The organism is Paucibacter soli (genome assembly GCF_037482845.1).
In the GTDB taxonomy this organism is placed as follows: domain Bacteria; phylum Pseudomonadota; class Gammaproteobacteria; order Burkholderiales; family Burkholderiaceae_C; genus Paucibacter_B; species Paucibacter_B soli.
Genome location: NZ_JBBHJW010000014.1, coordinates 82,188 through 106,110 on the forward strand (window position 1 = coordinate 82,188; position 23,923 = coordinate 106,110).

At 64.9% G+C, this 23,923-nt stretch carries 23 protein-coding genes and 1 tRNA gene; 16 read left to right on the forward strand and 8 right to left on the reverse strand.

Features of this window, described 5'->3' with window-relative positions; translation table 11 throughout:
* The first annotated feature begins 7 nt into the window (after positions 1-7).
* Positions 8-262 (forward strand): hypothetical protein, encoded by a 255-nt coding sequence (locus tag WG898_RS23940; RefSeq protein ID WP_339605290.1) that lies wholly within the window; start codon positions 8-10, stop codon positions 260-262.
* A gap of 90 nt (positions 263-352) precedes the next feature.
* Positions 353-577, forward strand: a complete 225-nt coding sequence (locus WG898_RS23945) for a hypothetical protein (protein WP_339605291.1) — start codon at positions 353-355, stop codon at positions 575-577.
* Positions 578-599: 22 nt separating this feature from the next.
* Here the strand turns inward: WG898_RS23945 and fnr are convergent, their stop codons facing one another.
* A complete protein-coding gene (fnr, locus tag WG898_RS23950; protein ID WP_285232745.1) occupies positions 600-1,334 on the reverse strand; it encodes a fumarate/nitrate reduction transcriptional regulator Fnr in 735 nt (244 codons plus the stop codon).
* Positions 1,335-1,514: 180 nt separating this feature from the next.
* Here fnr and hemN point away from each other — a divergent pair, with 180 nt between their 5' ends.
* From hemN to icd, 4 genes are all read left to right on the forward strand, one after another.
* The gene (gene hemN / locus WG898_RS23955; RefSeq protein ID WP_339605292.1) at positions 1,515-2,924 is read left to right on the forward strand and encodes an oxygen-independent coproporphyrinogen III oxidase; all 1,410 of its coding nucleotides are present in this window, start codon (positions 1,515-1,517) and stop codon (positions 2,922-2,924) included.
* Positions 2,925-2,928: 4 nt separating this feature from the next.
* A complete protein-coding gene (locus WG898_RS23960; RefSeq protein WP_339605293.1) occupies positions 2,929-3,615 on the forward strand; it encodes a sulfite exporter TauE/SafE family protein in 687 nt (228 codons plus the stop codon).
* A 122-nt stretch (positions 3,616-3,737) separates the two neighbouring features.
* The gene (locus WG898_RS23965; protein WP_339605294.1) at positions 3,738-5,975 is read left to right on the forward strand and encodes an NADP-dependent isocitrate dehydrogenase; all 2,238 of its coding nucleotides are present in this window, start codon (positions 3,738-3,740) and stop codon (positions 5,973-5,975) included.
* A gap of 16 nt (positions 5,976-5,991) precedes the next feature.
* Positions 5,992-7,245: an NADP-dependent isocitrate dehydrogenase gene (gene icd, locus WG898_RS23970; protein WP_339605295.1), complete on the forward strand. Its 1,254-nt coding sequence runs from the start codon at positions 5,992-5,994 to the stop codon at positions 7,243-7,245.
* A 91-nt stretch (positions 7,246-7,336) separates the two neighbouring features.
* On the opposite strand, the gene WG898_RS23975 is transcribed toward icd, so the two are convergent.
* Complete coding sequence (locus tag WG898_RS23975; protein ID WP_285232740.1) at positions 7,337-7,588, reverse strand: cold-shock protein; 252 nt, start codon at positions 7,586-7,588, stop codon at positions 7,337-7,339.
* Positions 7,589-7,800: 212 nt separating this feature from the next.
* Between WG898_RS23975 and clpS the strand changes: the two genes are divergently transcribed.
* Together clpS and clpA are read left to right on the forward strand one after the other, a co-directional pair.
* Entirely contained in the window at positions 7,801-8,169 is a 369-nt protein-coding gene (gene clpS, locus WG898_RS23980) for an ATP-dependent Clp protease adapter ClpS (protein ID WP_339605296.1), read from the forward strand.
* Complete coding sequence (clpA, locus tag WG898_RS23985; protein WP_339605297.1) at positions 8,166-10,487, forward strand: ATP-dependent Clp protease ATP-binding subunit ClpA; 2,322 nt, start codon at positions 8,166-8,168, stop codon at positions 10,485-10,487. Before clpS ends, clpA begins: the two co-directional genes overlap by 4 nt.
* A 12-nt stretch (positions 10,488-10,499) precedes the next feature.
* Here clpA and WG898_RS23990 read toward each other — a convergent pair whose 3' ends face one another.
* The 5 genes from WG898_RS23990 to WG898_RS24010 are packed head-to-tail and all read right to left on the reverse strand — an operon-like array spanning position 10,500 to position 13,636.
* Positions 10,500-11,267 carry a M90 family metallopeptidase gene (locus WG898_RS23990; RefSeq protein ID WP_339605298.1) on the reverse strand — a complete coding sequence of 256 codons (768 nt, stop codon included), beginning with the start codon at positions 11,265-11,267 and terminating at the stop codon, positions 10,500-10,502.
* Positions 11,267-12,031, reverse strand: a complete 765-nt coding sequence (locus WG898_RS23995) for a UDP-2,3-diacylglucosamine diphosphatase (protein WP_339605299.1) — start codon at positions 12,029-12,031, stop codon at positions 11,267-11,269. The genes WG898_RS23990 and WG898_RS23995 overlap by 1 nt, the downstream gene beginning before the upstream one ends.
* A complete protein-coding gene (locus WG898_RS24000; protein ID WP_339605300.1) occupies positions 12,024-12,527 on the reverse strand; it encodes a peptidylprolyl isomerase in 504 nt (167 codons plus the stop codon). The genes WG898_RS23995 and WG898_RS24000 overlap by 8 nt, the downstream gene beginning before the upstream one ends.
* Positions 12,524-13,081, reverse strand: coding sequence for a peptidylprolyl isomerase (locus tag WG898_RS24005; protein ID WP_339605301.1), 558 nt, complete (start codon positions 13,079-13,081; stop codon positions 12,524-12,526). The genes WG898_RS24000 and WG898_RS24005 overlap by 4 nt, the downstream gene beginning before the upstream one ends.
* Before the next feature lie 36 nt (positions 13,082-13,117).
* Positions 13,118-13,636 (reverse strand): tetratricopeptide repeat protein, encoded by a 519-nt coding sequence (locus WG898_RS24010; RefSeq protein ID WP_339605302.1) that lies wholly within the window; start codon positions 13,634-13,636, stop codon positions 13,118-13,120.
* Positions 13,637-13,842: 206 nt separating this feature from the next.
* Between WG898_RS24010 and cysS the strand changes: the two genes are divergently transcribed.
* The 6 genes from cysS to WG898_RS24040 all read left to right on the forward strand — a co-directional run bounded on the left by cysS (position 13,843) and on the right by WG898_RS24040 (position 19,800).
* Complete coding sequence (gene cysS / locus WG898_RS24015; RefSeq protein ID WP_339605303.1) at positions 13,843-15,216, forward strand: cysteine--tRNA ligase; 1,374 nt, start codon at positions 13,843-13,845, stop codon at positions 15,214-15,216.
* The gene (locus tag WG898_RS24020) at positions 15,216-15,869 is read left to right on the forward strand and encodes a DNA-3-methyladenine glycosylase family protein (RefSeq protein ID WP_339605304.1); all 654 of its coding nucleotides are present in this window, start codon (positions 15,216-15,218) and stop codon (positions 15,867-15,869) included. Before cysS ends, WG898_RS24020 begins: the two co-directional genes overlap by 1 nt.
* Before the next feature lie 110 nt (positions 15,870-15,979).
* On the forward strand, positions 15,980-16,951 hold the full coding sequence (locus WG898_RS24025; RefSeq protein WP_339605305.1) for an acetyl-CoA carboxylase carboxyltransferase subunit alpha: 972 nt from the start codon (positions 15,980-15,982) through the stop codon (positions 16,949-16,951).
* Positions 16,920-18,248 (forward strand): tRNA lysidine(34) synthetase TilS, encoded by a 1,329-nt coding sequence (gene tilS / locus WG898_RS24030; RefSeq protein ID WP_339605306.1) that lies wholly within the window; start codon positions 16,920-16,922, stop codon positions 18,246-18,248. Before WG898_RS24025 ends, tilS begins: the two co-directional genes overlap by 32 nt.
* A 121-nt stretch (positions 18,249-18,369) precedes the next feature.
* On the forward strand, positions 18,370-19,638 hold the full coding sequence (locus WG898_RS24035; protein ID WP_339605307.1) for an aspartate kinase: 1,269 nt from the start codon (positions 18,370-18,372) through the stop codon (positions 19,636-19,638).
* A gap of 69 nt (positions 19,639-19,707) precedes the next feature.
* Positions 19,708-19,800 (forward strand) — tRNA-Ser (locus WG898_RS24040).
* 236 nt (positions 19,801-20,036) lie between these two features.
* Here the strand turns inward: WG898_RS24040 and WG898_RS24045 are convergent.
* On the reverse strand, positions 20,037-20,348 hold the full coding sequence (locus WG898_RS24045; RefSeq protein ID WP_339605308.1) for a hypothetical protein: 312 nt from the start codon (positions 20,346-20,348) through the stop codon (positions 20,037-20,039).
* Between the two features lie 57 nt (positions 20,349-20,405).
* Between WG898_RS24045 and WG898_RS24050 the strand changes: the two genes are divergently transcribed.
* Together WG898_RS24050 and WG898_RS24055 are read left to right on the forward strand one after the other, a co-directional pair.
* On the forward strand, positions 20,406-21,671 hold the full coding sequence (locus tag WG898_RS24050) for an IS256 family transposase (protein WP_339605309.1): 1,266 nt from the start codon (positions 20,406-20,408) through the stop codon (positions 21,669-21,671).
* A 477-nt stretch (positions 21,672-22,148) separates the two neighbouring features.
* Positions 22,149-23,923, forward strand: a 1,775-nt coding sequence (locus tag WG898_RS24055; RefSeq protein ID WP_339605310.1) for a calcium-binding protein, incomplete at its 3' end; no start/stop codon positions are given.

A 23,923-nucleotide genomic window follows, 5' to 3' on the forward strand; every position in this document is an offset into this window, starting at 1 on the left:
GCAAGCCATGAGCAAACAGCAAGACCTGACCCCGGCCGACAAGCCTGCGCCCTGGTGGCGTGAACGCATGATGTGGCTGGTGGTGGGCGGCCCGTCGGTGGTGATCGTTGCCTGCATCGCCACGCTGACGCTGGCAATCCGCTTCCCGGATCCGGTCATCGAGACCAAGGCCCGTCCGTCGGCCGACAGTGCCGAAGAGCAGGGCGCGGCCCTGCAGCCCGCGATCAAGGCCCGCAACCATGCGGCGACGGGCGGCCACTGAGGCCGCAAACTCGCAAGCCGAGGGGGACGCATGGACGATGCAGCTTTGGAGCGCAGACCAGGTGACCGGCCGGGGCTGGTGCGTTCGGCCATGCTCATCCTCTGGCCGGCCTTCTTCATGGCCGGGGTGACCTTGGCGCTGGTGTTTGCGGTAGTGGACCCGAGCGACCTGAGCTGGTTCGGTGCGGCGCCGATGGCGCTGCCGCGCGCGGCGATCTACACGCTCAGCTTCTTCATCTTCTGGCTGCTCATCAGCATCGCAGCGGCGATGTCGCTGTACCTGTCCAAACAACAAAGCCCGCCGGAGGCGGGCTAGCGTCGGTCTGCGGCGAAGCCGCTCAGCAGGTGGTGCTGTTGACCAGCTTCTGCAGCCCCGGCTGATCCATGATGCGGATCTGGCGCTGCTTCACTTCCAGCAGGCCGTCTTCCTGGAACTTTGAGAAGGTGCGGCTGACCGTCTCCAGTTTCAGGCCCAGATAGCTGCCGATTTCCTCGCGCGTCATGCGCAGCACCAGGGCCGAGGCCGAGAAGCCACGCGCCTGCAGTCGCTGGGTGAGGTTGAGCAAGAAGGCCGCCAGGCGCTCCTCGGCACGCATGCTGCCCAAGAGCAGCATCACGCCATGGTCGCGCACGATTTCGCGGCTCATGATCTTGTGGAACTGATGCTGCAGATCGGTGAACTCGCGCGACAGCTCTTCCAGCTGGCTGTAGGGGATCACGCAGACCTGCGAGTCCTCCAGGGCCACGGCGTCGCAGCTGTGGCGGTCATTGCTGATGCCGTCAAGGCCCAGCAACTCGCCGGCCATCTGGAAGCCGGTGACCTGGTCGCGCCCGTCTTCGGACGACACACAGGTCTTGAAGAAACCGGTGCGCACCGCGTAGAGCGACTGGAAGGAGTCCCCGGTACGGAACAGCGTGTCGCCGCGTTCGACATTGCGGCGTGTGGCCACCAGGGCGTCCAGTTGATCCAGGTCACCCTTGGACAGGCCGACGGGCAAGCACAACTCCCGCAGGTTGCAACTGGAACAAGCTACCTTGAAGGGCTCGATCTTGATGGCGTGGTTGGCATTCATGTGGCGAATTATCGTGGCTGGCCCGGGAGCTGGGGCGGATTCCGCGCCCGACGGCGTGCCTGTGTGCATAGAGTTGAACATGATGCTCCTCAAGATTGACGCCATTCTTTCTCTATGCTTGCGCTGCAAGATTGACCCAAGTCAAACGCCGAGTCAACCGGCTTGGCACAGTACGGTCCCATGGAACCAAGAGTCGCTGAACCCCTGCCCGGCATTACCGAAGAAGTGTTGCGCCGCTTTGACGTTTCCGGCCCACGCTATACCTCCTACCCGACCGCAGACCGCTTCGTCGAGGCCTTTACGGCCTCCCAATATCGTCAGGCCTTGCAACAGCGTGCCCAAGGTGGGGTGGTGGGCGGCGGCGCGCCCTTGTCCATCTACGTGCATATCCCCTTTTGCGAGTCGGTCTGCTACTACTGCGCCTGCAACAAGGTCATCACCAAGCACCATGAAAAGGCGGCCGAGTACCTGGACGCGCTAGTCACGGAGATGGACCTGACGCTGGCGGACCTTGGGCGCACGCCGTCGGTATCGCAGCTGCATCTGGGCGGCGGTTCGCCGACCTTCCTCAGCGATGCGGAGTTGACGCGGCTGATGGACGACATCCGTAGTCGCTTCAAGCTGGCGCCCGGGGCTGAGGTGTCCATCGAGGTGGACCCGCGCACCGTCACCAACGAGCGCCTGCAGCATTTGCGTGGCCTGGGCTTCAACCGCCTGAGCTTTGGCGTGCAGGACTTCGACCCGGCGGTGCAGAAGGCCGTGCATCGCATGCAGAGCTACGAGAGCGTGGAAGCGCTGATGGTGCAGGCGCGTGCCCTGGGCTTCGAATCCACCAATGTGGACCTGATCTACGGCCTGCCGCAGCAGACGCCCGCGTCCTTTGCCCGCACCATCGCCCAGGTGGCGGCACTCAAGCCGGACCGCATCGCGCTGTATGGCTATGCCCATCTGCCGCAGCGCTTCAAGCCGCAGCGCCGCATCGACGCCACGCTGCTGCCGGTGGCGGCCGACAAGCTGCACATGCTGTCGGCAGCGCTCAGCGGCTTTGTCGGCCATGGCTACACCTATATCGGCATGGACCATTTCGCCCTGCCCAGCGACAGCCTGGCGGTGGCCAAGCGCCAGGGCAGGTTGCACCGCAACTTCCAGGGCTACAGCACCCAGCCCGATTGCGACCTGATCGGTCTGGGCGTTTCAGCGATCGGCCGCATCGGCGCCACCTACAGCCAGAACGCCAAGACCCTGCCCGAGTACTACGACGCGCTGGCCCATGGCCAACTGCCGATCGAGCGCGGCCTGGCCCTGTCGCGCGATGACCTGGTGCGCCGCGCCATGATCATGGCCCTGATGTGCCAGGGGCGGGTGGAGTTTGAGTCCATCGAACTGGCGCATCTGATCAAGGTGCAGGACTACTTCGGCGCCGAGCTGGAGCGCCTGCGCGCCATGGCCGATACCGGGCTGGTGGTGGTGGAGCCCGGCGCGATCCAGGTCACCGCGATGGGCTGGTATTTCGTGCGCGCCGTGGCCATGGTGTTCGACCGCTACCTGAGCGCCGACCAGACGCGCGCCAAGTTCTCGCGCATCATCTGAGCTTATGTTAGACCTCGCGCTCGCCGGCTCGGCCCTGCTCATGGGGCTGGCCGGCACGCCTCATTGCCTGGCCATGTGCGGCCCGGCCGCCGCTGCTTGCGGCCGTGCGGGCCGGCAGTCGGCGAGTGCCTTCCAACTGGGCCGCATGCTGAGCTACGCACTTGGCGGCGCCGTGGTTGCGGCCAGCGTGGGCGCGCTGGCCTGGATAGGCAGCGCGGCGGCCTGGTTGCGGCCGCTGTGGTTGCTTGTCCATGGCGCGGCCCTGTTGCTGGGCATGTACCTCTTGGTGTTCGCCCGGCAACCGGCCTGGCTGGGTCAGCTGGGTCGGCCAGTCAATGTGGCCACAGTCGCGATGCCCGGTACGGGGCGGATGGTGTTGTCGGCACCGGCCCGATCCGGGCTGGTCGGCCTGGCCTGGGTGGCCTGGCCTTGCGGCTTGCTTCAGTCCGCGCTGCTGACAGCGGGCCTGGCCAGCGGCCCACCCGCCGGCGCCCTGGTGATGGTGGTCTTCGCCCTGGGTTCCGGGGCAGGCCTGGCACTCGGCCCCGGCATGCTGCTGAAAGCCCTGGGCGCGCACGGCATGGCCTGGGCGGTGCGTCTGGCCGGATTGGCCCTGATCACGGCCTCCGGATGGGCCCTGGGGCATGGTGTCTGGTTGCAGCTTGCCGCGCTCTGCGGCTTGCCCAACTGAGAAACTGATCAAGGCCAAGACTTCTATAAGACTTGGCTTCCCAGCCGGCGTGCCTGCCCTAGAATCACCGCTCTATTTGTCCACCCCTGCGGGCCTGATTGATGGGCCGATCTGGATACCTCATGACTACTCAGCAACCGACCATCATCTACACCCTGACCGACGAAGCGCCGCTGTTGGCGACGGCGTCCTTCCTGCCCATCGTGCGCGCCTTTACGGCGCCCGCCGGCGTGCATGTCGAGACCAGCGACATCTCGGTCGCCGGTCGCATCCTGGGCCAGTTCCCGGAAGCCTTGAGCGAGGCGCAGCGCGTGCCCGACCATCTGGCCGAACTGGGCAAGCTGACCCTGAAACCCGAGGCCAACATCATCAAGCTGCCCAATATCAGCGCCTCGGTCGCGCAGTTGAAGGCTGCCATCAAGGAGCTGCAGGACAAGGGCTACAAGATTCCCGACTTCCCCGAGAAGCCGCAGACCGATGAGGAAAAGGACATCCGGGCGCGCTACAACAAGTGCATAGGCTCGGCCGTGAACCCGGTGCTGCGTGAGGGCAATTCGGACCGCCGCGCGCCTAAGGCCGTCAAGGAATACGCGCGCAAGAACCCGCACAGCATGGCCGACTGGAGCCAGGCCTCGCGCTCGCATGTCTCGCACATGCATGCCGGCGACTTCTACCACGGCGAGAAGTCCATGACCCTGGACCGCGCGCGCAACGTCAAGATGGAGCTGATCACCAAGAGCGGCAAGACCATCGTGCTAAAGCCCAAGGTCGCCTTGCTGGACCGCGAGGTCATCGATAGCATGTTCATGAGCAAGAAGGCCTTGCTGGAGTTCTACGAGCGCGAGATCGAGGATGCGCGCCAGACCGGCGTGATGTTCTCGCTGCACGTCAAGGCCACCATGATGAAGGTCTCGCACCCGATCGTGTTCGGCCATTGCGTGAAGATCTTCTACCGCGAGGCCTTCGACAAGCACGGCAAGCTGTTCGACGAGCTGGGCATCAACGTCAACAACGGCATGGTCGATCTCTACAACAAGATCGCCACGCTGCCGCAGAGCAAGCAGGACGAGATCAAGCGCGATCTGCACGCCTGCCATGAGCACCGCCCCGAGCTGGCCATGGTCGATTCGGCCAAGGGCATCACCAACTTCCATTCGCCCAACGACATCATCGTGGACGCCTCGATGCCCGCCATGATCCGCAACGGCGGCAAGATGTGGGGTGCCGATGGTCGCCTGAAGGACGTCAAGGCCGTGATGCCGGAGTCGACCTTCGCCCGCATCTACCAGGAGATGATCAACTTCTGCAAGTGGCACGGCGCCTTCGACCCCAAGACCATGGGCACGGTGCCCAACGTCGGCCTGATGGCCCAGCAGGCCGAGGAATACGGCTCGCACGACAAGACCTTCGAGATCCCCGAGGACGGTACGGCCAACATCACCGACCTGGACAGCGGCGAGGTGCTGATGAGCCAGGACGTGGAGCAGGGCGACATCTGGCGCATGTGCCAGTGCAAGGACGCCGCCATCCGCGACTGGGTCAAGCTGGCCGTCAACCGCGCGCGCAACTCGGGCATGCCGGTGGTGTTCTGGCTCGACCAGTACCGCCCGCATGAGGCGCAGCTGATCACCAAGGTCAAGATGTACCTGCACGAGCACAACACCGCCGGCCTGGACATCCAGATCATGAGCCAGGTGCGTGCCATGCGTTACACGCTGGAGCGCGTGATCCGCGGCCTGGACACCATCAGCGCCACTGGCAACATTTTGCGCGACTACCTGACCGATCTGTTCCCCATCATGGAGCTGGGCACCTCGGCCAAGATGCTGTCCATCGTTCCTCTGATGGCCGGCGGCGGGATGTACGAGACCGGTGCCGGTGGTTCGGCGCCCAAGCATGTGCAGCAGCTGGTGGAGGAGAACCATCTGCGCTGGGATTCGCTGGGCGAGTTCCTGGCGCTGGCGGTGAGCCTGGAAGATCTGGGCCTGAAGAACAACAACCCGCGCGCCAAGCTGCTGGCCAAGACCCTGGACGCCGCCACCGGCCGGCTCTTGGACAACAACAAGAACCCCAGCCCCAAGACCGGCCAGCTGGACAACCGTGGCAGCCAGTTCTACCTGGCGTTGTACTGGGCCCAGGCGCTGGCCGAGCAGGGCGATGACGCCGAGCTGGCCGCGAAGTTCGCACCGCTGGCCAAGGCCTTGGCCGACAAGGAGGCCACCATCGTCGCCGAGCTGGCCGCGGTGCAGGGCAAGCCGGTGGACATCGGGGGCTACTACATGCCCGACATGGCCAAGCTGGAAGCCGTGATGCGCCCGAGCGCGACCTTCAACGTGGCGCTGGCGTCCGTCGCATCCTGATCAGAAAGACCGCACCATGTACCAGCACATCAAGCGCCCCGAGCAGGGCAGCAAGATCACCGTCAACGCCGACATGTCGCTGACGGTGCCTGATGAGCCCATCATCCCCTTCATCGAGGGCGACGGCACGGGTGTCGACATCACGCCGGTGATGCTCAAGGTGGTCGACGCGGCCGTGGCCAAGGCCTATGGCGGCAAGCGCAAGATCCACTGGATGGAGGTCTATGCCGGCGAGAAGTCGACCAAGGTCTATGGCCCCGATGTGTGGCTGCCGGCTGAGACGCTCGAGGCCCTGCGCGAATACGTGGTCTCCATCAAGGGCCCGCTGACCACGCCGGTGGGCGGCGGCATCCGTTCGCTGAACGTGGCGCTGCGCCAGGAACTCGACCTCTATGTCTGCCTGCGCCCGGTGCAGTACTTCAAGGGCGTGCCCTCGCCGCTGAAGGAGCCCGAGAAGACCCATATGGTGATCTTCCGTGAGAACTCGGAAGACATCTACGCCGGCATCGAGTTCGAGGCCGAGAGCGACAAGGCCAGGAAGCTGATCAAGTTCCTGCAGGACGAGATGGGCGTGAAGAAGATCCGCTTCCCGAACACCTCGGGCATCGGCGTCAAGCCGGTCTCGCGCGAAGGCACCGAGCGTCTGGTGCGCAAGGCCATTCAGTACGCGATCGACAACGACAAGCCCAGCGTCACCATCGTGCACAAGGGCAACATCATGAAGTACACCGAAGGTGGCTTCCGTGACTGGGCCTATGCCCTGGCGCAGAAGGAATTCGGTGCCGAGCCGATCGACGGTGGCCCCTGGTGCCGGCTCGTGAATCCGAAGAATGGCAAGCACATCACCATCAAGGATTCGATCGCCGATGCCTTCCTGCAGCAGATCCTCTTGCGTCCGGCCGAATACTCGGTGGTGGCCACGCTGAACCTGAACGGCGACTACATCTCCGACGCGCTGGCGGCGCAAGTCGGTGGCATCGGCATCGCGCCGGGCGCCAATCTGTCGGACTCGGTGGCCTGTTTCGAAGCCACCCATGGCACCGCGCCCAAGTACGCCGGCAAGGACTATGTGAACCCCGGTTCGGAAATCCTCTCGGCCGAGATGATGTTGCGCCACATGGGCTGGTTCGAGGCCGCCGATCTGATCATCAGTGCGCTGGAGAAGGCCATCGCCAGCAAGAAGGTCACCTATGACTTCGCGCGCCTGATGGATGGCGCGACCCAGGTCTCATGCTCCGGTTTCGGCCAGGTCATGATCGACCAGATGTGAGCGACAAGCGGGGGCCAATGCCCTGCGTCGGCAAGCAAAAAGGCCCGCTGCAAAGCGGGCCTTTGTCTTGCTGGCTGCTGAAACCCGCTGCCTATGCAGCGCCGCTCAGCGAGGCCTCCTGCTGGGCCGCGGCGGCCGCTTCCAGCGGCGTGATGTTCTGAGCCAGCTGCCCCTTGGGACCCTGCACCAGCTCATAGTTCACGCGGCCGCCCTGCTTGAGGGTGCGGAAGCCCTCCATCTGTATCGCCGAAAAATGGGCGAACACGTCTTCTCCGCCTTGCTCGGGTTCGATGAAGCCAAAGCCCTTGGCATCGTTGAACCACTTGACAGTTCCTAGTGGCATTATTCCTTCTCCATCCCGGTGTCTGACGCACCAGCCGCGGATTCTCTCCACTGTCTCCCGGATGTCAATTCAGGGCCTGCCCGGGGGTGTCGAAAGCAAGGGTCGAGAAATGCTGCACGGCCCGGGGCCATATCGCGCAATGTAGGCGCCGGACTTGTCGGAAGATGGACCGGCCCCATGTGGGGAGTAGCCCCTGTCGATAGAATCGCGGCATGCCTGATCTTCCCAAGAAGCCACCCACGCCACCCGGTCAGACGCCGGGCGCCGTGCCGGGGCGCGACGACGCAGACGGCACCACGATTCTGGAGCGGGTGCCGCAGAAGACCGAGCCCCCGCGCCTGTACCAGGTGCTGATGCTCAATGACGATTTCACCCCGATGGAATTCGTGGTGATGGTGCTGCAGGAATATTTCCGCCATGACCTGGATACGGCCACCCAGATCATGCTCAAAATCCATCACGATGGCCGAGGCGTTTGCGGTGTGTTCACCAAGGACGTGGCGGCCACCAAGGTCGAGTTGGTGCTGGCCGCCGCAAGGCGTGCCGGCCATCCTTTGCAGTGCATTATGGAGGCCGCATGATTGCCCAAGAGCTTGAAGTCAGCCTGCACATGGCGTTTGTCGAAGCGCGCCAGCAGCGCCACGAGTTCATCACCGTGGAGCATCTGCTGATGGCCTTGCTGGACAACCCGTCCGCGGCCGAGGTGTTGCGGGCCTGTTCGGCCAATATCGACGATCTGCGCAAAAGCCTGGCGCAGTTCATCAAGGACAACACGCCCACGGTGGGCGGCAGCGACGAGGTGGACACCCAGCCGACACTGGGCTTTCAGCGCGTGATCCAGCGCGCCATCATGCATGTGCAATCCACCGGCAGCGGCAAGAAGGAAGTTACCGGCGCGAACGTGCTGGTGGCGATCTTCGGCGAGAAGGATTCGCACGCCGTCTACTACCTGCACCAGCAGGGCGTGACGCGGCTGGACGTGGTGAACTACATTGCCCACGGCATCAAGAAGAGCGAGCCGCCCGAGCCACCCAAGGGACAGGAGGGCGGTGGCGGAGAGGCCGAGCGCGAGGAGGCGGACGCCAGCGGCGGCGGTGGAAAGGGCTCGCCGCTGGAGCAGTTCACGCAGAACCTCAACCAGCTCGCCAAAGATGGCAAGATCGATCCGCTGATCGGCCGCGAGCATGAGGTCGAGCGCGTGGTGCAGGTGCTGTGCCGTCGGCGCAAGAACAACCCGCTGCTGGTGGGCGAGGCCGGCGTGGGCAAGACCGCCATTGCCGAGGGCCTGGCCTGGCGCATCACCGAGGGCGAGGTGCCCGACGTGCTGAGCGAGGCGGTGGTGTATTCGCTGGACATGGGTGCGCTCTTGGCGGGCACCAAGTACCGCGGCGATTTCGAGCAGCGCCTCAAGGCCGTGCTCAAGCAGCTCAAGGACCAGCCCAACGCCATCCTGTTCATCGACGAGATCCATACCCTGATCGGCGCGGGCGCCGCCTCGGGCGGCACGCTGGACGCCAGCAATCTGCTCAAGCCGGCGCTGTCGTCGGGCGCGATGAAGTGCATAGGTGCGACCACCTTCAACGAGTATCGCGGCATCTTCGAGAAGGACGCCGCGCTGTCGCGGCGCTTCCAGAAGGTTGACGTGGTGGAGCCCTCGGTGGAGCAGACCGTCGAGATCCTCAAGGGCCTGAAGTCGCGCTTCGAGGAGCACCACAGCGTCAAGTACGCGCTCGGTGCCTTGCAGGCCGCGGCCGAGCTCTCGGCTAAGTACATCAACGACCGTCACCTGCCCGACAAGGCCATCGACGTGATCGACGAGGCCGGTGCGGCGCAGCGCATCCTGCCCAAGAGCAAGCAGAAGAAGACCATCACGCGTGCCGAGGTGGAGGACATCGTCGCCAAGATCGCGCGCATCCCGCCGGCCTCGGTGTCCACCGACGACCGCGGCAAGCTCAAGAGCCTGGACCGCGACCTCAACAGCGTGGTGTTCGGCCAGGAGCCGGCCATCGACGCGCTCGCGGCCGCCATCAAGATGGCGCGCTCGGGCCTGGGCAAGCCCGACAAGCCGATCGGCTCCTTCCTGTTCTCCGGCCCCACCGGCGTGGGCAAGACCGAGGTGGCCAAGCAGCTCGCCTATATCCTGGGCATCGAGTTGATCCGCTTCGATATGTCGGAGTACATGGAGCGCCATGCGGTCAGCCGCCTGATCGGCGCGCCCCCAGGCTATGTGGGCTTCGACCAGGGCGGCCTGCTGACCGAGGCCGTCACCAAGAAGCCGCATGCGGTGCTGCTGCTCGACGAAATCGAGAAGGCGCATCCGGATGTCTTCAATGTGCTGCTGCAGGTGATGGACCATGGTTCGCTCACCGACAACAACGGACGCAAGGCCGACTTCCGCAACATCATCATCATCATGACGACCAATGCGGGCGCCGAGACGATGAACAAGTCGACCATAGGCTTCACCAACTCGCGCGAACGCGGCGACGAGATGGGTGATATCAAGCGCCTGTTCACGCCCGAGTTCCGCAACCGCCTGGACGCCATCGTCTCGTTCCGTGCGCTGGATGAAGAAATCATCATGCGCGTGGTCGACAAGTTCCTGCTGCAACTGGAAAGCCAGCTGCAGGAAAAGAAGGTCGAGGTCACCTTCAGCGACAAGTTGCGCAAGCATCTGGCCAAGAAGGGCTTCGATCCGCTGATGGGCGCGCGCCCGATGCAGCGCCTGATCCAGGACACCATACGCCGCGCACTGGCAGACGAGCTCTTGTTCGGCCGCCTGGTCGATGGAGGCCGCCTGGGCGTGGACGTGGACGACGCTGGCGAGGTGCTGCTGGAGATCCAGCCGCTCAAGCGCAGCGACAACAAGCCCAAGGCCGAGCCGGCCACCACCAGCTGAGAATAAGCTTGTTCAGCCGGCCGGGTCCTGCCTGTAGAAGCCGCTGAGCAGCCGGTACAGTACCGGCTGCTCGTCCAGCAGTTCTCTTGGGGCGACGAAGAAGGCCTCGCTGGCGACGGCGAAGAATTCCTCAATTGCCTCGGCGCCGTAGGGGTCGATGAGGGTGGCTTCGCCGGCATCGACGCGCTCGCAGAAGCCCAGCCATTCGGCGTCCAGCACCCGCAGCCACTGCGCGCGTGCCGCCGCGCTGCCTTGCGGCGGCACGCCATCGGCGATGCCATCGCGCATGTCCAGCACATGGGCGAATTCGTGGATCACCACGTTGTAGACGCTCTCGCAGGCCGTTAGCGCGGTGGGCTCGGGCGCCAGTTCGCTCCAGGCCAGCATCAGCGGGCCGCCTTCCATAGCCTCGCCGGCCAGCACCTCGTCGTATTCGTGCACGACGCCGTCCTCATCCATGAACTCGCGCGCGGCCACCACCTCATGCGCATGCATGACGATGCCGACGAAGTCGTCGTACCAGTCCAGCCCCAGGCGCAGCACCGGCAGGCAGGCCTGGGCGGCCACGGCCACGGCCACCTCGTCGCTGACCTGGAAGCCGGCCACGCCGTGGAATTCCTTGCGGGCCAGGAACTGCGAGCAGAGCTGGCGCAGCTCGCTGAGCTCGGAGACCGAGCGCGCCGCGATGAAGGGGTAGCGGGCGAGGGTGAGTTGCCAGACCGGCTCGGGGATCTGGCGCTCGTGGCGCGCGCGCCAGCGGCGCCACCAGGCGCCCAGCATCAGTCTATGCCCAGGCGCGAAGGGCCGGCGGCCGTGAGGCGCAGCGGCCCGCCGCGCGGCGCGCCATGCTCGCAGTCCCAGTCGGGCAGCACCCAGCGGCTCAGGCCTTGGCCCAGGTCGTGCTCGGCAGGGCGGTGGGTGTGGCCGTGGATCAGCACCGGTGCGGCTGCCTGGCGCAGCCAGGCACGTGTGGCCCCGGCATCCAGGTCGGCCCAGTTCTCGGGCTTCATGGCCTGTTGATTGGCGATGCTCTGCAGGCGCAGCTGGCGCGCCTGCTCGCGCCGGCGCTCGACCGGCTGCGCCAGCATCTGGGCCTGCCACGCAGGGTTGCGCGACATCGCGCGGAACTGCTGGTAGGGCTTGTCGTCCAGGCATAACGCGTCGCCGTGACTGAGCAGCCAGCGCCGGCCAAACGCCTCCAGCAGGCAGGGGTCCGCAAGCCGCTGGAAGCCGGCGGCGGCGGCCATCTCGTCGCCGACCAGGAAGTCGCGGTTGCCGGCCATGAAGAACAGGGTCAGGTCTTGACTGGCGGCTTGCAAGAGCGCCGTGCATTCGGCCTCGAAGGCGTCGCCGCGCGCATCGTCGCCGATCCAGACCTCGAAGATGTCGCCCAGCAGAAACACCGCCTGGGCCGGCGTGGCGCGCAGATAGCGCCGCAGCGCGGCCAGGGTGTGTGGCGTCTCGGGGGCCAGGTGCAGGTCGGAGATGAAGTCGATCGCCGTCCAGTCGGACGGCGCCTGCACCCTGCTCAGCAGATCAGCCAATTTCGACCGCGCGCTCGATCACCACATCTTCCAGCGGCACGTCGTCGTGGAAGCCGGAGCGGCCGGTCTTGACCTTCTCGATCGCATCCACCACCTCGGTGCCGGCGACGACCTTGCCGAATACAGCATAGCCCCAGCCCGAGGGGCTCTCGGACTTGAAGTTGAGGAAGTCGTTCTTGGTGGTGTTGATGAAGAACTGGGCGGATGCCGAGTGCGGCGCATTGGTGCGCGCCATCGCCAGGGTGTAGTGCTCGTTTTTCAGGCCGTTGTTGGCCTCGTTCTGGATCGGCGCCTCGGTGGGCTTTTGTTTCATGCCGGGCTCAAAACCGCCGCCCTGCACCATGAAGCCCTTGATGACGCGGTGGAACACCGTGCCGTTGTAATGGCCGCTGTTCACATAGCTGAGGAAATTGGCCACGCTGATGGGAGCCTTGGCGTCATCCAGCTCGACGCGGATCACGCCATGGTTGGTCTGCAGTTCTACGGTCTTGGTCATTTCTTGGACTCCACAATGGCCTTGGTGATGAGGACGGTTTTGGTGGGCAGGTTCTGGTGCATGCCCTGGGGGCTGGTCGGGATGGACTTGATCTTGTCGACCACGTCCATGCCCTCGATGACCTGGCCGAACACCGCATAGCCCTTGCCGTCGCGCGCGTTGGCCGCGTCGAGGAAGGCGTTGTCGGCCACGTTGATGAAGAACTGGGCGGTGGCCGAATTCGGGTCGTTGGTGCGGGCCATGGCCAGCGTGCCGCGCGTGTTGAGCAGGCCGTTGTTGCTCTCCAGCGGGATCGCCGGCTTGGTGGGTTTTTGCGCCAGCTTCACGGTGTAGCCGCCGGTCTGGATCATGAAGTTGTCGATCACCCGGTGGAAGATCACCCCGTCGTAGTGGCCGGCCTTCACATACTGCAGGAAGTTGGCCACGGTCTTGGGCGCCTTCTCGGCGTCCAGCTGGACGCGGATATCGCCTTCGGTGGTGCTGAGCTTGACGGTCTGCGCCGTCGCGCCGGCGCACAGCAGGGCGGCGCAAAGAACTAGGAGCTTGCTGTTCATGTCGCGGTTGCGTTTCGAGAGGGTGGATATTGTGTCTCAGCGGCCGGGCGCGAGCAGGCGCGCCAATTCGCGCGTGCGGCCGAGCTTGAGTTCGAGGGCAGGGCGCGTGCTGACGCTGAGCTTGTGCGCCCGCTCATAGGACTGCAGCGCAAGGCGCAGCAGCACATCGCCGAGGTTTTCCTGCGCCTGCAGATGCTCGGGTTGCAGCGCCAGCGCCTGCTCCAGCGCGCGGCGCGCGCCTTCGAGCTCGCCGCGGCCGGCGCGTATCACGGCCAGGTTGTTGTAGGGGTCGGCCAGATCCGGGAAGTCCTGGGTCAGGCCCAGCAGCAAGGTCTCGGCGGCATCTGCGCGGCCGGACTCCATCTGCATCACCGCCAACGCAAAGCGCAGGCGCGCGTCCTGCGGCGATTCGTTCAATGCGGCCTGCACGCTCTGCAGGGCTTGCTCGCGCTTGCCTGCCAACCAGTCGGCCTGGGCCTGTTCCAGCACGCCGGCCTGGGCGGCGTTCGCCAGCAGCATGCTCAGCAGCAGGGCCAGGGTTCGTTGACGGTACATGGGTCGGGGGTGTTGGAGTGCGGCGGCTGCCGTGGGTGCTCGTCTGAGGGCCGGCCCTCATGCCTCGCTGGAAGTCGAGCCGGTATACTTCGGGCCATTCTAGAGTGCCTGATCGCTGCCCGGCGCCGGTCAACCGCCCGTGCCACCACCGGCATGATCAGTGGGGCGCGCAGCAGCCTATCTTGCATCCAAGCCCAGCCCCATCCATGACTCTGCGCATCTACAACTCGCTCACCCGTGCGGTCGAGCCCTTTGCCCCCATCGAACCCGGTCATGTGCGCATGTATGTCTGCGGCATGACGATTTACGACCTTTGCCATGTGGGCCATGCCCGCATGATGATGGCCTTCGATGTGGCGCAGCGCTGGCTCAAGGCTTCGGGCTTGCGCGTCACCTATGTGCGCAACATCACCGACATCGAGGACAAGATCATCAAGCGTGCGGTGGAGCGTGGCATCAGCATCCGTGCGCTCACCGACGAAATGATCGCGGCGATGCACCGCGACATCGGCGCCCTGGGCGTGGAGCGCCCCACGCATGAGCCGCGTGCTACCGACTATGTGGGCCAGATGCTGGACCTGATCGGCACGCTGGAAGGCAAGGGCCTGGCCTACCGCGCCAGCAATGGCGATGTGAACTTTGCGGTGCGCAAGTTCCCTGGCTACGGCAAGCTCAGCGGCAAGTCGCTGGACGATTTGCGCGCGGGCGAGCGCGTGGCGGTGGATGACGGCAAGCTGGACCCACTGGACTTCGTGCTGTGGAAGTCGGCCAAGGAGAGCGAGCCCGAGGACGCCAAATGGGCCAGCGGCTACGGCCCCGGCCGCCCGGGCTGGCATATCGAATGCTCGGCGATGGCCTGCGCCCTGCTGGGCGAGCGCTTCGACATCCATGGCGGCGGCATGGACCTGCAGTTCCCTCACCATGAGAACGAGATCGCCCAGAGCGAGGGCGCGCTGGGCCATCCCTTCGTCAATGTCTGGATGCACAACGGCTTCCTGAATGTGGACAACGAGAAGATGTCCAAGTCCCTGGGCAATTTCTTCACCATCCAGGACGTGCTCAAGCGCTACGACGGCGAGACCCTGCGCTACTTCATGCTGCGCACCCATTACCGCAGCCCCTTCAATTTCAGCGACGTGAACCTGGACGACGCACGCGCCGCACTGCGCCGCCTCTACACCGCGCTGGACGGCGTCGAGGTGCCGGATGGTGAGATCGACTGGGCGCAGCCGCAAGCCGCGGCCTTCAAGGCCGCGATGGACGATGACTTCAACACCCCGGGCGCGGTTTCGGTGCTGTTCGAGCTGGCGAATGCGGTGAACCGCAGCCGCTCGGGCGCCGACGCGGCCCTGCTGAAGGGTCTGGGCGCCACGCTGGGCATCCTGCAGCAGGCGCCGCGCCAGTACCTGCAGGCCGGCAGCGGCCTGGACGAGGCGGCCATCCAGGCGCAAATCGAGGCCCGCGCGGCTGCCAAGGCCGCGCGCCAGTTCGCCGAGGCGGATCGCATCCGCGCCGAGCTGCTGGCCCAGGGCATCGTGTTGCAGGATTCGCCCAGCGGCACCACCTGGATGAAGGCCTGATGGGGCGCGCGCCAGCCGCCGGGGTGACCCCGGATTACTGGGACGAGGCTTGCCGCCATCTGAGCAAGCGCGACCGCGTGATGAAAAAGCTGATCCCGCAGTTCGGCGAGGCGCGGCTGCAGAGCAAGGGCGATGCCTTCACCACCCTGGCGCGCTCCATCGTCGGCCAGCAGATCTCGGTGAAGGCCGCCCAATCGGTGTGGGACAAGTTCTGCGCCCTGATCAGCGGCCCCAGCCACAAGGTGCCGCCGCAGGCGGTGCTGGCGCTGACCGTGGAGCTGCAGCGCGGCGCCGGCCTGTCGGCGCGCAAGGTGGAATACCTGCGCGACCTGGCCGAAAGCTTCGAGGCCGGCCGCGTACATGTGAAGCAATGGACGCAGATGGACGATGAAGCCATCATCGACGAGCTGATCGCGATCCGTGGCATCGGCCGCTGGACGGCCGAGATGTTCCTGATCTTCCACCTCATGCGCCCCAACGTGATGCCGCTGGACGACCTCGGTCTGCTCAAGGGCATCAGCCAGAACTACTTTTCCGGCGAACCGGTATCGCGTGCTGAGGCGCGCGAGGTGGGCGAGGCCTGGGCCCCCTACCGCTCGGTAGCCACATGGTACATTTGGCGCAGTTTGGACCCGCTGCCGGTGGAGTACTGACCCACCCCCTACCGGCTTCGCCGGCCCCCTCAAGGGGGCGGGCGCGGAGGACCGGCTCAGCCGGATCCTCGCGCCCCGCGCGGTCAAATCTCATGTCAGGAACACAACTGATGAGCAAAAAACACTTCCTAGAATTCGAGCAGCCGATCGCCGAGCTCGAAAGCAAGATCGAAGAGCTGCGCTATGTGCAGAGCGAGTCGGCGGTCGACATCTCGGAGGAGATCGACCGTCTCTCCAAGAAGAGCCAGCAGCTCACCAAGGACATCTACTCCAGCGTGGCGCCATGGCAGACCTACCAGGTCGCGCGCCACCCGCAGCGTCCGCAGACGCTGGACTATTGCGCCGACATCTTCACCGAGTTCCAGGAACTACACGGTGATCGCCATTTCGCCGACGATGCCGCCATCGTCGGCGGCATTGCCCGCTTCAATGGCCAGGCCTGCATGGTGATAGGCCACCAGCGCGGCGCCGACGCCAAGGAACGTGCGCTGCGCAACTTCGGCATGCCGCGCCCCGAGGGCTATCGCAAGGCCCTGCGCCTGATGAAGCTGGCCGAGAAGTTCGGCCTGCCGGTGTTCACCTTCATCGACACCATGGGCGCCTATCCCGGCATCGGTGCCGAGGAGCGCGGTCAGTCGGAAGCGATCGGCCGCAACATCTTCGAGATGGCGCAGCTGGAAGTGCCCATCATCGCCACCGTGATCGGCGAGGGCGGTTCGGGCGGCGCCCTGGCCATCGGCGTGGCCGACCAGGTGCTGATGCTGCAGTTCTCGGCCTATTCGGTGATCTCGCCGGAAGGCTGTGCCTCGATCCTGTGGAAGACCTCGGAGCGCGCGCCCGAGGCCGCCGATGCGCTGGGTATCACCGCCCACCGCTTGAAGGCCATGGGCCTGATCGACAAAATCGTCAACGAGCCGGTGGGTGGCGCACACCGCGACACCAAGCAGATGGCGTCCAACCTGAAGCGCGCGCTCTCCGATGCGCTGCGCCAGGTCAGCGATCTGAAGGTCAAGGAACTGCTGGAGCGCCGCTACGAGCGCCTGCAGGCCTATGGACGTTTCAGCGACACCAAGAACCGCTGATCCAGCCCGCCGCGTCGCCGTTGCCTATAGCGGCGGGCGCGATTCCACCGCCTTGCTGCATGCCACGGCCGCTCAGGCCCTGGGCTGGGGCCTGCATGTCTGCGCTCTGCATGTGCACCATGGGCTGAGCCCGCAGGCCGATGCCTGGCTGGCGCATGGCCAGCGGCAATGCGGGCAATGGGCCGCGGCTGGCCTACCCGTCAGTTTCCATGCCCGGCGCCTGAGCGGTGCGCCCGCGCCCGGGCAAAGTACCGAGGCCTGGGCGCGTGCCGGGCGCTACCAGGCCCTCGCCGAGATGGCGCAGCAGCAGGGCTGCAGCCTGCTGCTGCTGGCCCACCATCGCCGCGACCAGGCCGAGACCTGGCTGCTGCAGGCCCTGCGCGGTGCCGGCAGCGCCGGGCTGGCGGGCATGCCGCGCGAGCAGTTGCGTGCCGGATTGGTCTGGGCCAGGCCCTGGCTTGACCATCCCCGCGCCGCCATCGAGGCCTATGTGGCGGCCCATGGGCTCACGCATATCGAGGACGACAGCAACCAGGATGCGCGTTATGCGCGCAACCGCATCCGCTTGCAGCTCTGGCATGGCTTGAGCGAGGCCTTTCCGCAGGCCGAGGCCAGCCTGGCCCGGGCCGCCGCCTGGGCGCAGCAGAGCCTGAGCCTGCAGCAGGAGATCGCCGCCGAGGACCTGGCGCGCTGGGCCGACGCTGCCGGCCTGCAGCAGGCCGCGCTGAGCACGCTCTCGCCGGCGCGCGCCAGCAATCTGCTGCGCGCCTGGCTGCTGCAAGGCCTGGGCCGGGCCGCGCCTGCCAGCTTGGTACAGCGCCTGCTTGACGAGCTGCCGACGGCCAGCTCGGGCTACTGGCCGGTGCCGGGCGGGCGCTTACAGCTCTATCGCGGGCGGCTGAGCCTGCTTCCCACGCAAGTGGCTCTCGTGACGCCGCGGCCCGAGCTGCTGGACCTCAGCCAGCCGGGTCTTTACCGCAGTGCGCAATGGCCCGGCGAATGGCAGGTCTGCGCGGTGGAGCAGGGCGGGGTGGCGCCGTCTTTGCTGGCCCACGTGCAGGTGCGCGCTCGCCAGGGCGGCGAGCAATTCCTTTCTCATCCGAAAAGGGTGACTCGCAGTCTCAAGAAGGCTTGGCAGGCGGCCGGCGTGCCCGAGGCGGCGCGGCATGGGCCCTTGCTCTATGCGGGGGCGCAATTGCTCCATGTGCCGGGCCTGGGGCTGGATGCGCGCTGCTGGGCGGAGACCGGTCAGCCCCAGCTCAGCATCGTTTGGCATGCTGATGCCAGCTCTGTTTGACGCAGCTCTGTAACCCGCAAGGCTAGGGTTTTTCCGGGAAGCGGCGCTTAGAATCGCCGGCTGCGACCGCGGCGCACACCCGAGCTTTTCCGAACCCACCGCGCATGCAACAAGACATCCCATGGCTTTGATCGTTCACAAGTACGGCGGCACCTCGATGGGCTCGACCGACCGTATCCGCAACGTGGCCAAGCGCGTCGCCAAATGGGCGCGTGCCGGTCACCAGATGGTGGTGGTGCCTTCGGCGATGAGCGGCGAGACGAATCGCCTCTTGGGCCTGGCCAAGGAACTTTCGCCCGCTTCCACCAGCCCCGAGCTGATGCGCGAGCTGGACATGATCGCCTCCACCGGCGAACAGGTGTCGGTGGGCCTCTTGGCCATCGCACTGCAGGCCGAGGGCATGGAGGCGGTCAGCTACACCGGCTGGCAAGTCCCGGTCGCCACCGATTCCTCCTACACCAAGGCGCGCATCGAGAGCATCGACGACGCCAAGGTGCGTGCCGATCTGGCCCGGGGCAAGGTGGTGGTGATCGCCGGCTTCCAGGGCATCGATGAGGACAAGAACATCACCACCCTTGGGCGCGGCGGTTCGGACACCTCGGCGGTGGCGATTGCCGCCGCGATGAAGGCCGACGAATGCCTGATCTACACCGATGTGGACGGCGTCTACACCACCGATCCGCGCATCGTGCCCGAGGCACGCCGCCTGCACACCATCAGCTTCGAAGAGATGCTGGAGATGGCCTCGCTGGGCTCCAAGATCCTGCAGATCCGCTCTGTGGAATTTGCCGGCAAGTACCGCGTGCCGCTGCGCGTGCTCTCCAGCTTCACGCCCTGGGACATCGATATCAACGAGGAAGCCAAGTCCGGCACCCTGATCAGTTTTGAAGAGGACGAAAAAATGGAACAAGCCGTCGTGTCGGGCATCGCCTTCAACCGTGACGAAGCCAAGGTGACCTTGCTGGGCGTGCCCGACAAGCCCGGCATTGCCTTCCAGATCCTGGGCCCGGTGGCGGATGCCAATATCGACATCGACGTCATCATCCAGAACGTCTCGCAGGACGGCAAGACCGACTTCTCCTTCACCGTGCACCGCAACGACTACGCGCGCACCATGGAGTTGCTGGAACAGACCGTGGGCCCGGCCACCCATGCCGCCAAGGTGATGGGCGACCCCAAGATCTGCAAGGTTTCCATCGTCGGCATCGGCATGCGCTCGCATGTGGGCGTGGCCTCCAAGATGTTCCGCGCACTCAGCGAGGAGGGCATCAACATCCAGATGATCTCCACCAGCGAGATCAAGACCAGCGTCGTGATCGACGAGAAGTACATGGAGCTGGCGGTGCGCGCCCTGCACAAGGCCTTCGACCTCGACCAGCAAGCCGCCTAAGAAAATTCGTCGAAACATGGAGTTTCGCTTGAGCAGGCAAAAACTGCTGCTATACTGCGAGGCTCTGCTGGAGTCGTGACCGAGTGGCCGAAGGTGCTCCCCTGCTAAGGGAGTATGTGGGCAAAACCTGCATCGAGAGTTCGAATCTCTCCGACTCCGCCAAGAAGACTGGAAACCCGCCCTCGTGGCGGGTTTTTCTTTGTCTGGCCCGCACCGTGCGGGCTACCGCCGGGCGGCAATTTCCCTGTCAGCGAGCACGCCACCATGAATAGGCCCCAACGGCGCGTTTTTCTCTGCGCCGAAGATTGGCAGTACGACTTTGGCCCGCCGACTTGGCCGACCGCAACAGCGCAGGGCGCCGAAGCGCCTCGTTGATTGATGTGGTCCAGGGGCCGTGCTCAGCCATCGAACCCCAGTACCCGACGCTGCTCCGCCCAATCCAGCGGCAGCGGCACTTTTGCGATCAAGCCGGCCGCATTGATCTTCGGCGGCTGCTCACTCCTGGTGATAGCTTGCACAATGTCCGGGGCTAAGAACGCCAGGTGCACGACACGGTTCACATACGAGCTGCCGACGCCCTCCGCAGTTGCGATCTCCAAGATGCCCGCTGCCTTGCCTGAGGTTAGCTTGCCCGCCCAATCGTGCGCCTTGGCCAGCAGCGCAATCAGCTTGGCATCCGGTGCTCGGTGCTTCGGCGCTGAGCCGCCCACGATCGAACCTGTCAGAAACTTTGTGTGTGAGGCATAGCATGTCGACAAGGAGCATGAATGCCACGCAAGACGAAGACTACCGCTGCACCGGACAAGGCGGAGCAGCCGCAATTCTCAGCCGAACTGCTTGAGCAATTGATTCCCGGGCCTGTGACACCGGCCGAGTTGGAACACATCTTCCAGCAGTTCAAGAAGGCAGTGCTGGAGCGCGCCCTGGGCGCCGAGATGAGTCACCACCTGGGCTATGCGCCCGGTCAGGCCAAGCCCGAAGGAACTGCGGCCAATCACCGCAACGGCAAGAGCGCCAAGACGGTGTTGACCGATGCAGGCGCCCTGCGCATTGATGTTCCCCGCGACCGTGAGGGCAGCTTCGAGCCGCAACTCATTGGCAAACACGAGCGGCGCTTCACCGGTTTCGACGACAAGATCATCGCCATGTACGCGCGCGGCATGACGGTGCGCGAGATCCAGGGCTTCCTCGCCGAGATGTACTCGGTGGACGTCTCGCCCGACCTCATCAGCAGCGTGACCGACGAGGTGATGAGCGAGGTCACGGCCTGGCAGACCCGGCCGCTGGAGCCGATGTACCCGGTCGTGTTCTTCGACGCGCTGCGCGTCAAGATTCGAGAGGACGCCGTGGTGCGGTCCAAGGCCGTGTACCTGGCGCTGGGCGTGCTGCCCGACGGCACGCGCGACATCCTCGGGATCTGGATCGAGAACACCGAGGGGGCCAAGTTCTGGATGAAGGTCTTCAACGATCTGAAGACCCGCGGGGTCCATGACATCCTGATCGCCGTCACGGACGGGCTCAAGGGCATGCCAGAGGCGCTGGGAGCGGTGTTCCCGGCCACGACGCTGCAGACCTGCATCGTGCACCTGATCCGCAACAGCCTGGACTTTGCGTCATGGAAGGACCGCAAGGCGCTGGCCGCGGCCATCAAGCCGATCTACACGGCGGTGAACGCCGAGGCCGCCGAGGCCGAACTGGACGCGTTTGAGGCCGGGCCTTGGGGGCAGAAGTTCCCGACCGTCGTCAGCGCCTGGCGCCGAGCCTGGGACAAGGTCATTCCGTTCTTCGCCTTCCCGCCCGAGGTGAGGCGGGTGATCTACACGACCAACGCGATCGAGAGCGTGAACGCGCGGCTGCGCAAGATCATCAAGACGCGTGGGCACTTCCCCAGCGACGACGCGGCGACCAAGCTGATCTGGCTGGCGCTGCGCAACATCACCGAGGACTGGGGGCGTGCTGCGCACAACCGGAAGGCCGCGATGAATCAATTCGCGATCCTCTACGAAGACAGGTTCACGAAGTTGACGCCGTAAGATCGCCCACCAGCTTCACGAATTCGGTGAAGGTTCAATGAGCCTCACACACAGAAATTCGGACAGGTCCGCGTTCATTGCCTACGTGCGAATGCAATTGGACGAGATGCGTCATGGAGGTGCGGTTTGACCACTGACGGCCCGATGGCGGGCATTTCGTCTCCATTCAGCATAGGTCAGTCGCGTGCCGATGGACGTGTTCAATGACGTCGCGTGCCTGATCCGTCGACCGATACGCTGATGCATTTAGGGTTTCTGCTGATTGGCTCGGCCGCGCAGCGCAACTCCTTCATCTGAGTTGATGAATTAGAGGGCAGCTTAGGGGTTCACCGCGGCATTTGCTTCAACGTAGATTCGTGCAGCCCGAGTCGGATGCTGGGTCGCCAAGCCATTCAAGCAGGTCGCAGAACCTGCATTGGCATCGCCGGATGCATCTGGTTCTTGCCGGTAGGGATCCACTACAGGGGGAAGCAGCACATGGCGATCATCAACTTCGTGCCCAGCACGTCGGCGAGTTTTAGTGCGGCGACAGACACCTTGCAGTTCGCCGCCAGCTACAGCGCGTCAAACCTTCAGTTTCAGCAGGGCGCATCGCTCCAGGTAGGCATTGCTGGGCAGTACATGAGCTTGCTCGGCGCCAGCTATGCGAGCCTCACGTCCAGCAACTTGAACTTTGCCGATGGCTCGCTCTTTCGCAAAGGCACGGCGGGCGGCGATGCGCTGACGGGCGGCAGTCATGGGGACTATTTCGACCTGGCAGCCGGTGGCAACGACAGCGCATCGGGTGGTGATGGTGACGATACCTTTGTGTTGGGCGATGCCCTGACGGCCTTGGACAGTATTTCGGGTGGAACGGGCACCGACACCTTGCGGCTTTCAGGGACCTATGCATCCTCGGTCGTGCTTGGCGCCGCCACGGTGACTGGCGTCGAGCAATTCCAAATTGGCGCGGGCACGGTCAGGCTCACGCTCAATGACACCGGTGTGTTCACTAGTGTGACCAGTTCACTTCGATTCGACGCCTCGGCGCAAGGGGTGGGCGACGCCTTCGTCTTTGACGCCAGCCTGCTGGGCGTGCCGCTGCCCACGCCGTACTACGGCAATCTGCAAATCATCGGTGGTGCCGGCAACGACACGCTCTATGCCGGCGCGGGCAGTGACCATCTCAATGGTGGAGCGGGCGATGATGTCCTGCGCGGTGGCGCCAACAACGACTCCCTCTTTGGCGGCACAGACAACGATCAACTATTCGGTGAACTGGGCCAAGACACCATCTACGGCAACGACGGCAACGACCAGATCGACGGTGGCGATGGCAACGATTCGCTGAACGGCGGTGCCGGCAACGACGTGATCGTCGGCGGCGCCGGTGACGATGCCGTTGCTGGTGGCATGGATGCCGACACGCTGACCGGAGGCAGTGGTAACGACACCTTCCGGTTCGACTTTGGCACGCCACGCACCGAGTCTTCGCAGACCACGATCGACACCATCACCGACTTCACCAATGGCGACCGGCTCGATCTTCCAGGCACCAACTACATCAACGGCCTGCCGCTGGCCACGGTGGCTGCCGAGACACCGTTCCGAACCGATGATCAAGCGTTCAGCTCGGGTAGCCTGGGTGTGCGCCCAGGATCAAACCCCGGCGACGGCTTTGTGGACGTGCTGTGGCGTTACTCACCGGGGCTCAACCACATCGAGGTCTGGGTCGATGGCAACGATGATGGGCAGTTCAGCGAGGTCGATACCTTTGTCATTCTCGACAGCAGCCTCACGGGCAAGACCAGCCTGAGCGGCAGCGATTTCGTCGACAACTTCGTCGCCTGGCGCGGCACCGACAACGGCGACAGTTTCGGCGCCGCCACGCCGGGCATCAACATCGGCGCGGACAACATTGCCTACGCGTTGGGGGGCAACGACACGCTGGACGGCGGACTGGGCAGTGATCAGCTCTACGGAGGAGCTGACAACGACACGCTGAGCGGTGGCGACGGTAATGACTACCTTTATGGTGGAAGCGGTGCCGACACCTTGGACGGTGGTAGCGGCAGTGACTCGCTTTATGCGGAGGGCAATGATCGGCCTGGTGTTGCTGGCAGTGATGCGCCAGGGACGATTAACGTGCTCAACGGGGGCTGGGGCAATGATTCCTTGACAGGTAGCGTCGGCGACGACCAACTGAACGGGCAGGGCGACAACGATTCCCTCTCGGGTGGGGCGGGGATCGACGTGCTGGAGGGTGGCGATGG

Excerpts from the sequence above, each read along its gene's own strand:
- WG898_RS23940 (WP_339605290.1), top strand. The coding sequence starts at position 8 with ATGAGCAAACAGCAAGACCTGACCCCGGCCGACAAGCCTGCGCCCTGG.
- WG898_RS23945 (WP_339605291.1), top strand. The coding sequence starts at position 353 with ATGCTCATCCTCTGGCCGGCCTTCTTCATGGCCGGGGTGACCTTGGCG.
- fnr (WP_285232745.1), bottom strand. The coding sequence starts at position 1,334 with ATGAATGCCAACCACGCCATCAAGATCGAGCCCTTCAAGGTAGCTTGT.
- hemN (WP_339605292.1), top strand. The coding sequence starts at position 1,515 with ATGGAACCAAGAGTCGCTGAACCCCTGCCCGGCATTACCGAAGAAGTG.
- WG898_RS23960 (WP_339605293.1), top strand. The coding sequence starts at position 2,929 with ATGTTAGACCTCGCGCTCGCCGGCTCGGCCCTGCTCATGGGGCTGGCC.
- WG898_RS23965 (WP_339605294.1), top strand. The coding sequence starts at position 3,738 with ATGACTACTCAGCAACCGACCATCATCTACACCCTGACCGACGAAGCG.
- icd (WP_339605295.1), top strand. The coding sequence starts at position 5,992 with ATGTACCAGCACATCAAGCGCCCCGAGCAGGGCAGCAAGATCACCGTC.
- WG898_RS23975 (WP_285232740.1), bottom strand. The coding sequence starts at position 7,588 with ATGCCACTAGGAACTGTCAAGTGGTTCAACGATGCCAAGGGCTTTGGC.
- clpS (WP_339605296.1), top strand. The coding sequence starts at position 7,801 with ATGCCTGATCTTCCCAAGAAGCCACCCACGCCACCCGGTCAGACGCCG.
- clpA (WP_339605297.1), top strand. The coding sequence starts at position 8,166 with ATGATTGCCCAAGAGCTTGAAGTCAGCCTGCACATGGCGTTTGTCGAA.
- WG898_RS23990 (WP_339605298.1), bottom strand. The coding sequence starts at position 11,267 with ATGCTGGGCGCCTGGTGGCGCCGCTGGCGCGCGCGCCACGAGCGCCAG.
- WG898_RS24000 (WP_339605300.1), bottom strand. The coding sequence starts at position 12,527 with ATGACCAAGACCGTAGAACTGCAGACCAACCATGGCGTGATCCGCGTC.
- WG898_RS24005 (WP_339605301.1), bottom strand. The coding sequence starts at position 13,081 with ATGAACAGCAAGCTCCTAGTTCTTTGCGCCGCCCTGCTGTGCGCCGGC.
- WG898_RS24010 (WP_339605302.1), bottom strand. The coding sequence starts at position 13,636 with ATGTACCGTCAACGAACCCTGGCCCTGCTGCTGAGCATGCTGCTGGCG.
- cysS (WP_339605303.1), top strand. The coding sequence starts at position 13,843 with ATGACTCTGCGCATCTACAACTCGCTCACCCGTGCGGTCGAGCCCTTT.
- WG898_RS24020 (WP_339605304.1), top strand. The coding sequence starts at position 15,216 with ATGGGGCGCGCGCCAGCCGCCGGGGTGACCCCGGATTACTGGGACGAG.
- WG898_RS24025 (WP_339605305.1), top strand. The coding sequence starts at position 15,980 with ATGAGCAAAAAACACTTCCTAGAATTCGAGCAGCCGATCGCCGAGCTC.
- tilS (WP_339605306.1), top strand. The coding sequence starts at position 16,920 with ATGGACGTTTCAGCGACACCAAGAACCGCTGATCCAGCCCGCCGCGTC.
- WG898_RS24035 (WP_339605307.1), top strand. The coding sequence starts at position 18,370 with ATGGCTTTGATCGTTCACAAGTACGGCGGCACCTCGATGGGCTCGACC.
- WG898_RS24050 (WP_339605309.1), top strand. The coding sequence starts at position 20,406 with ATGCCACGCAAGACGAAGACTACCGCTGCACCGGACAAGGCGGAGCAG.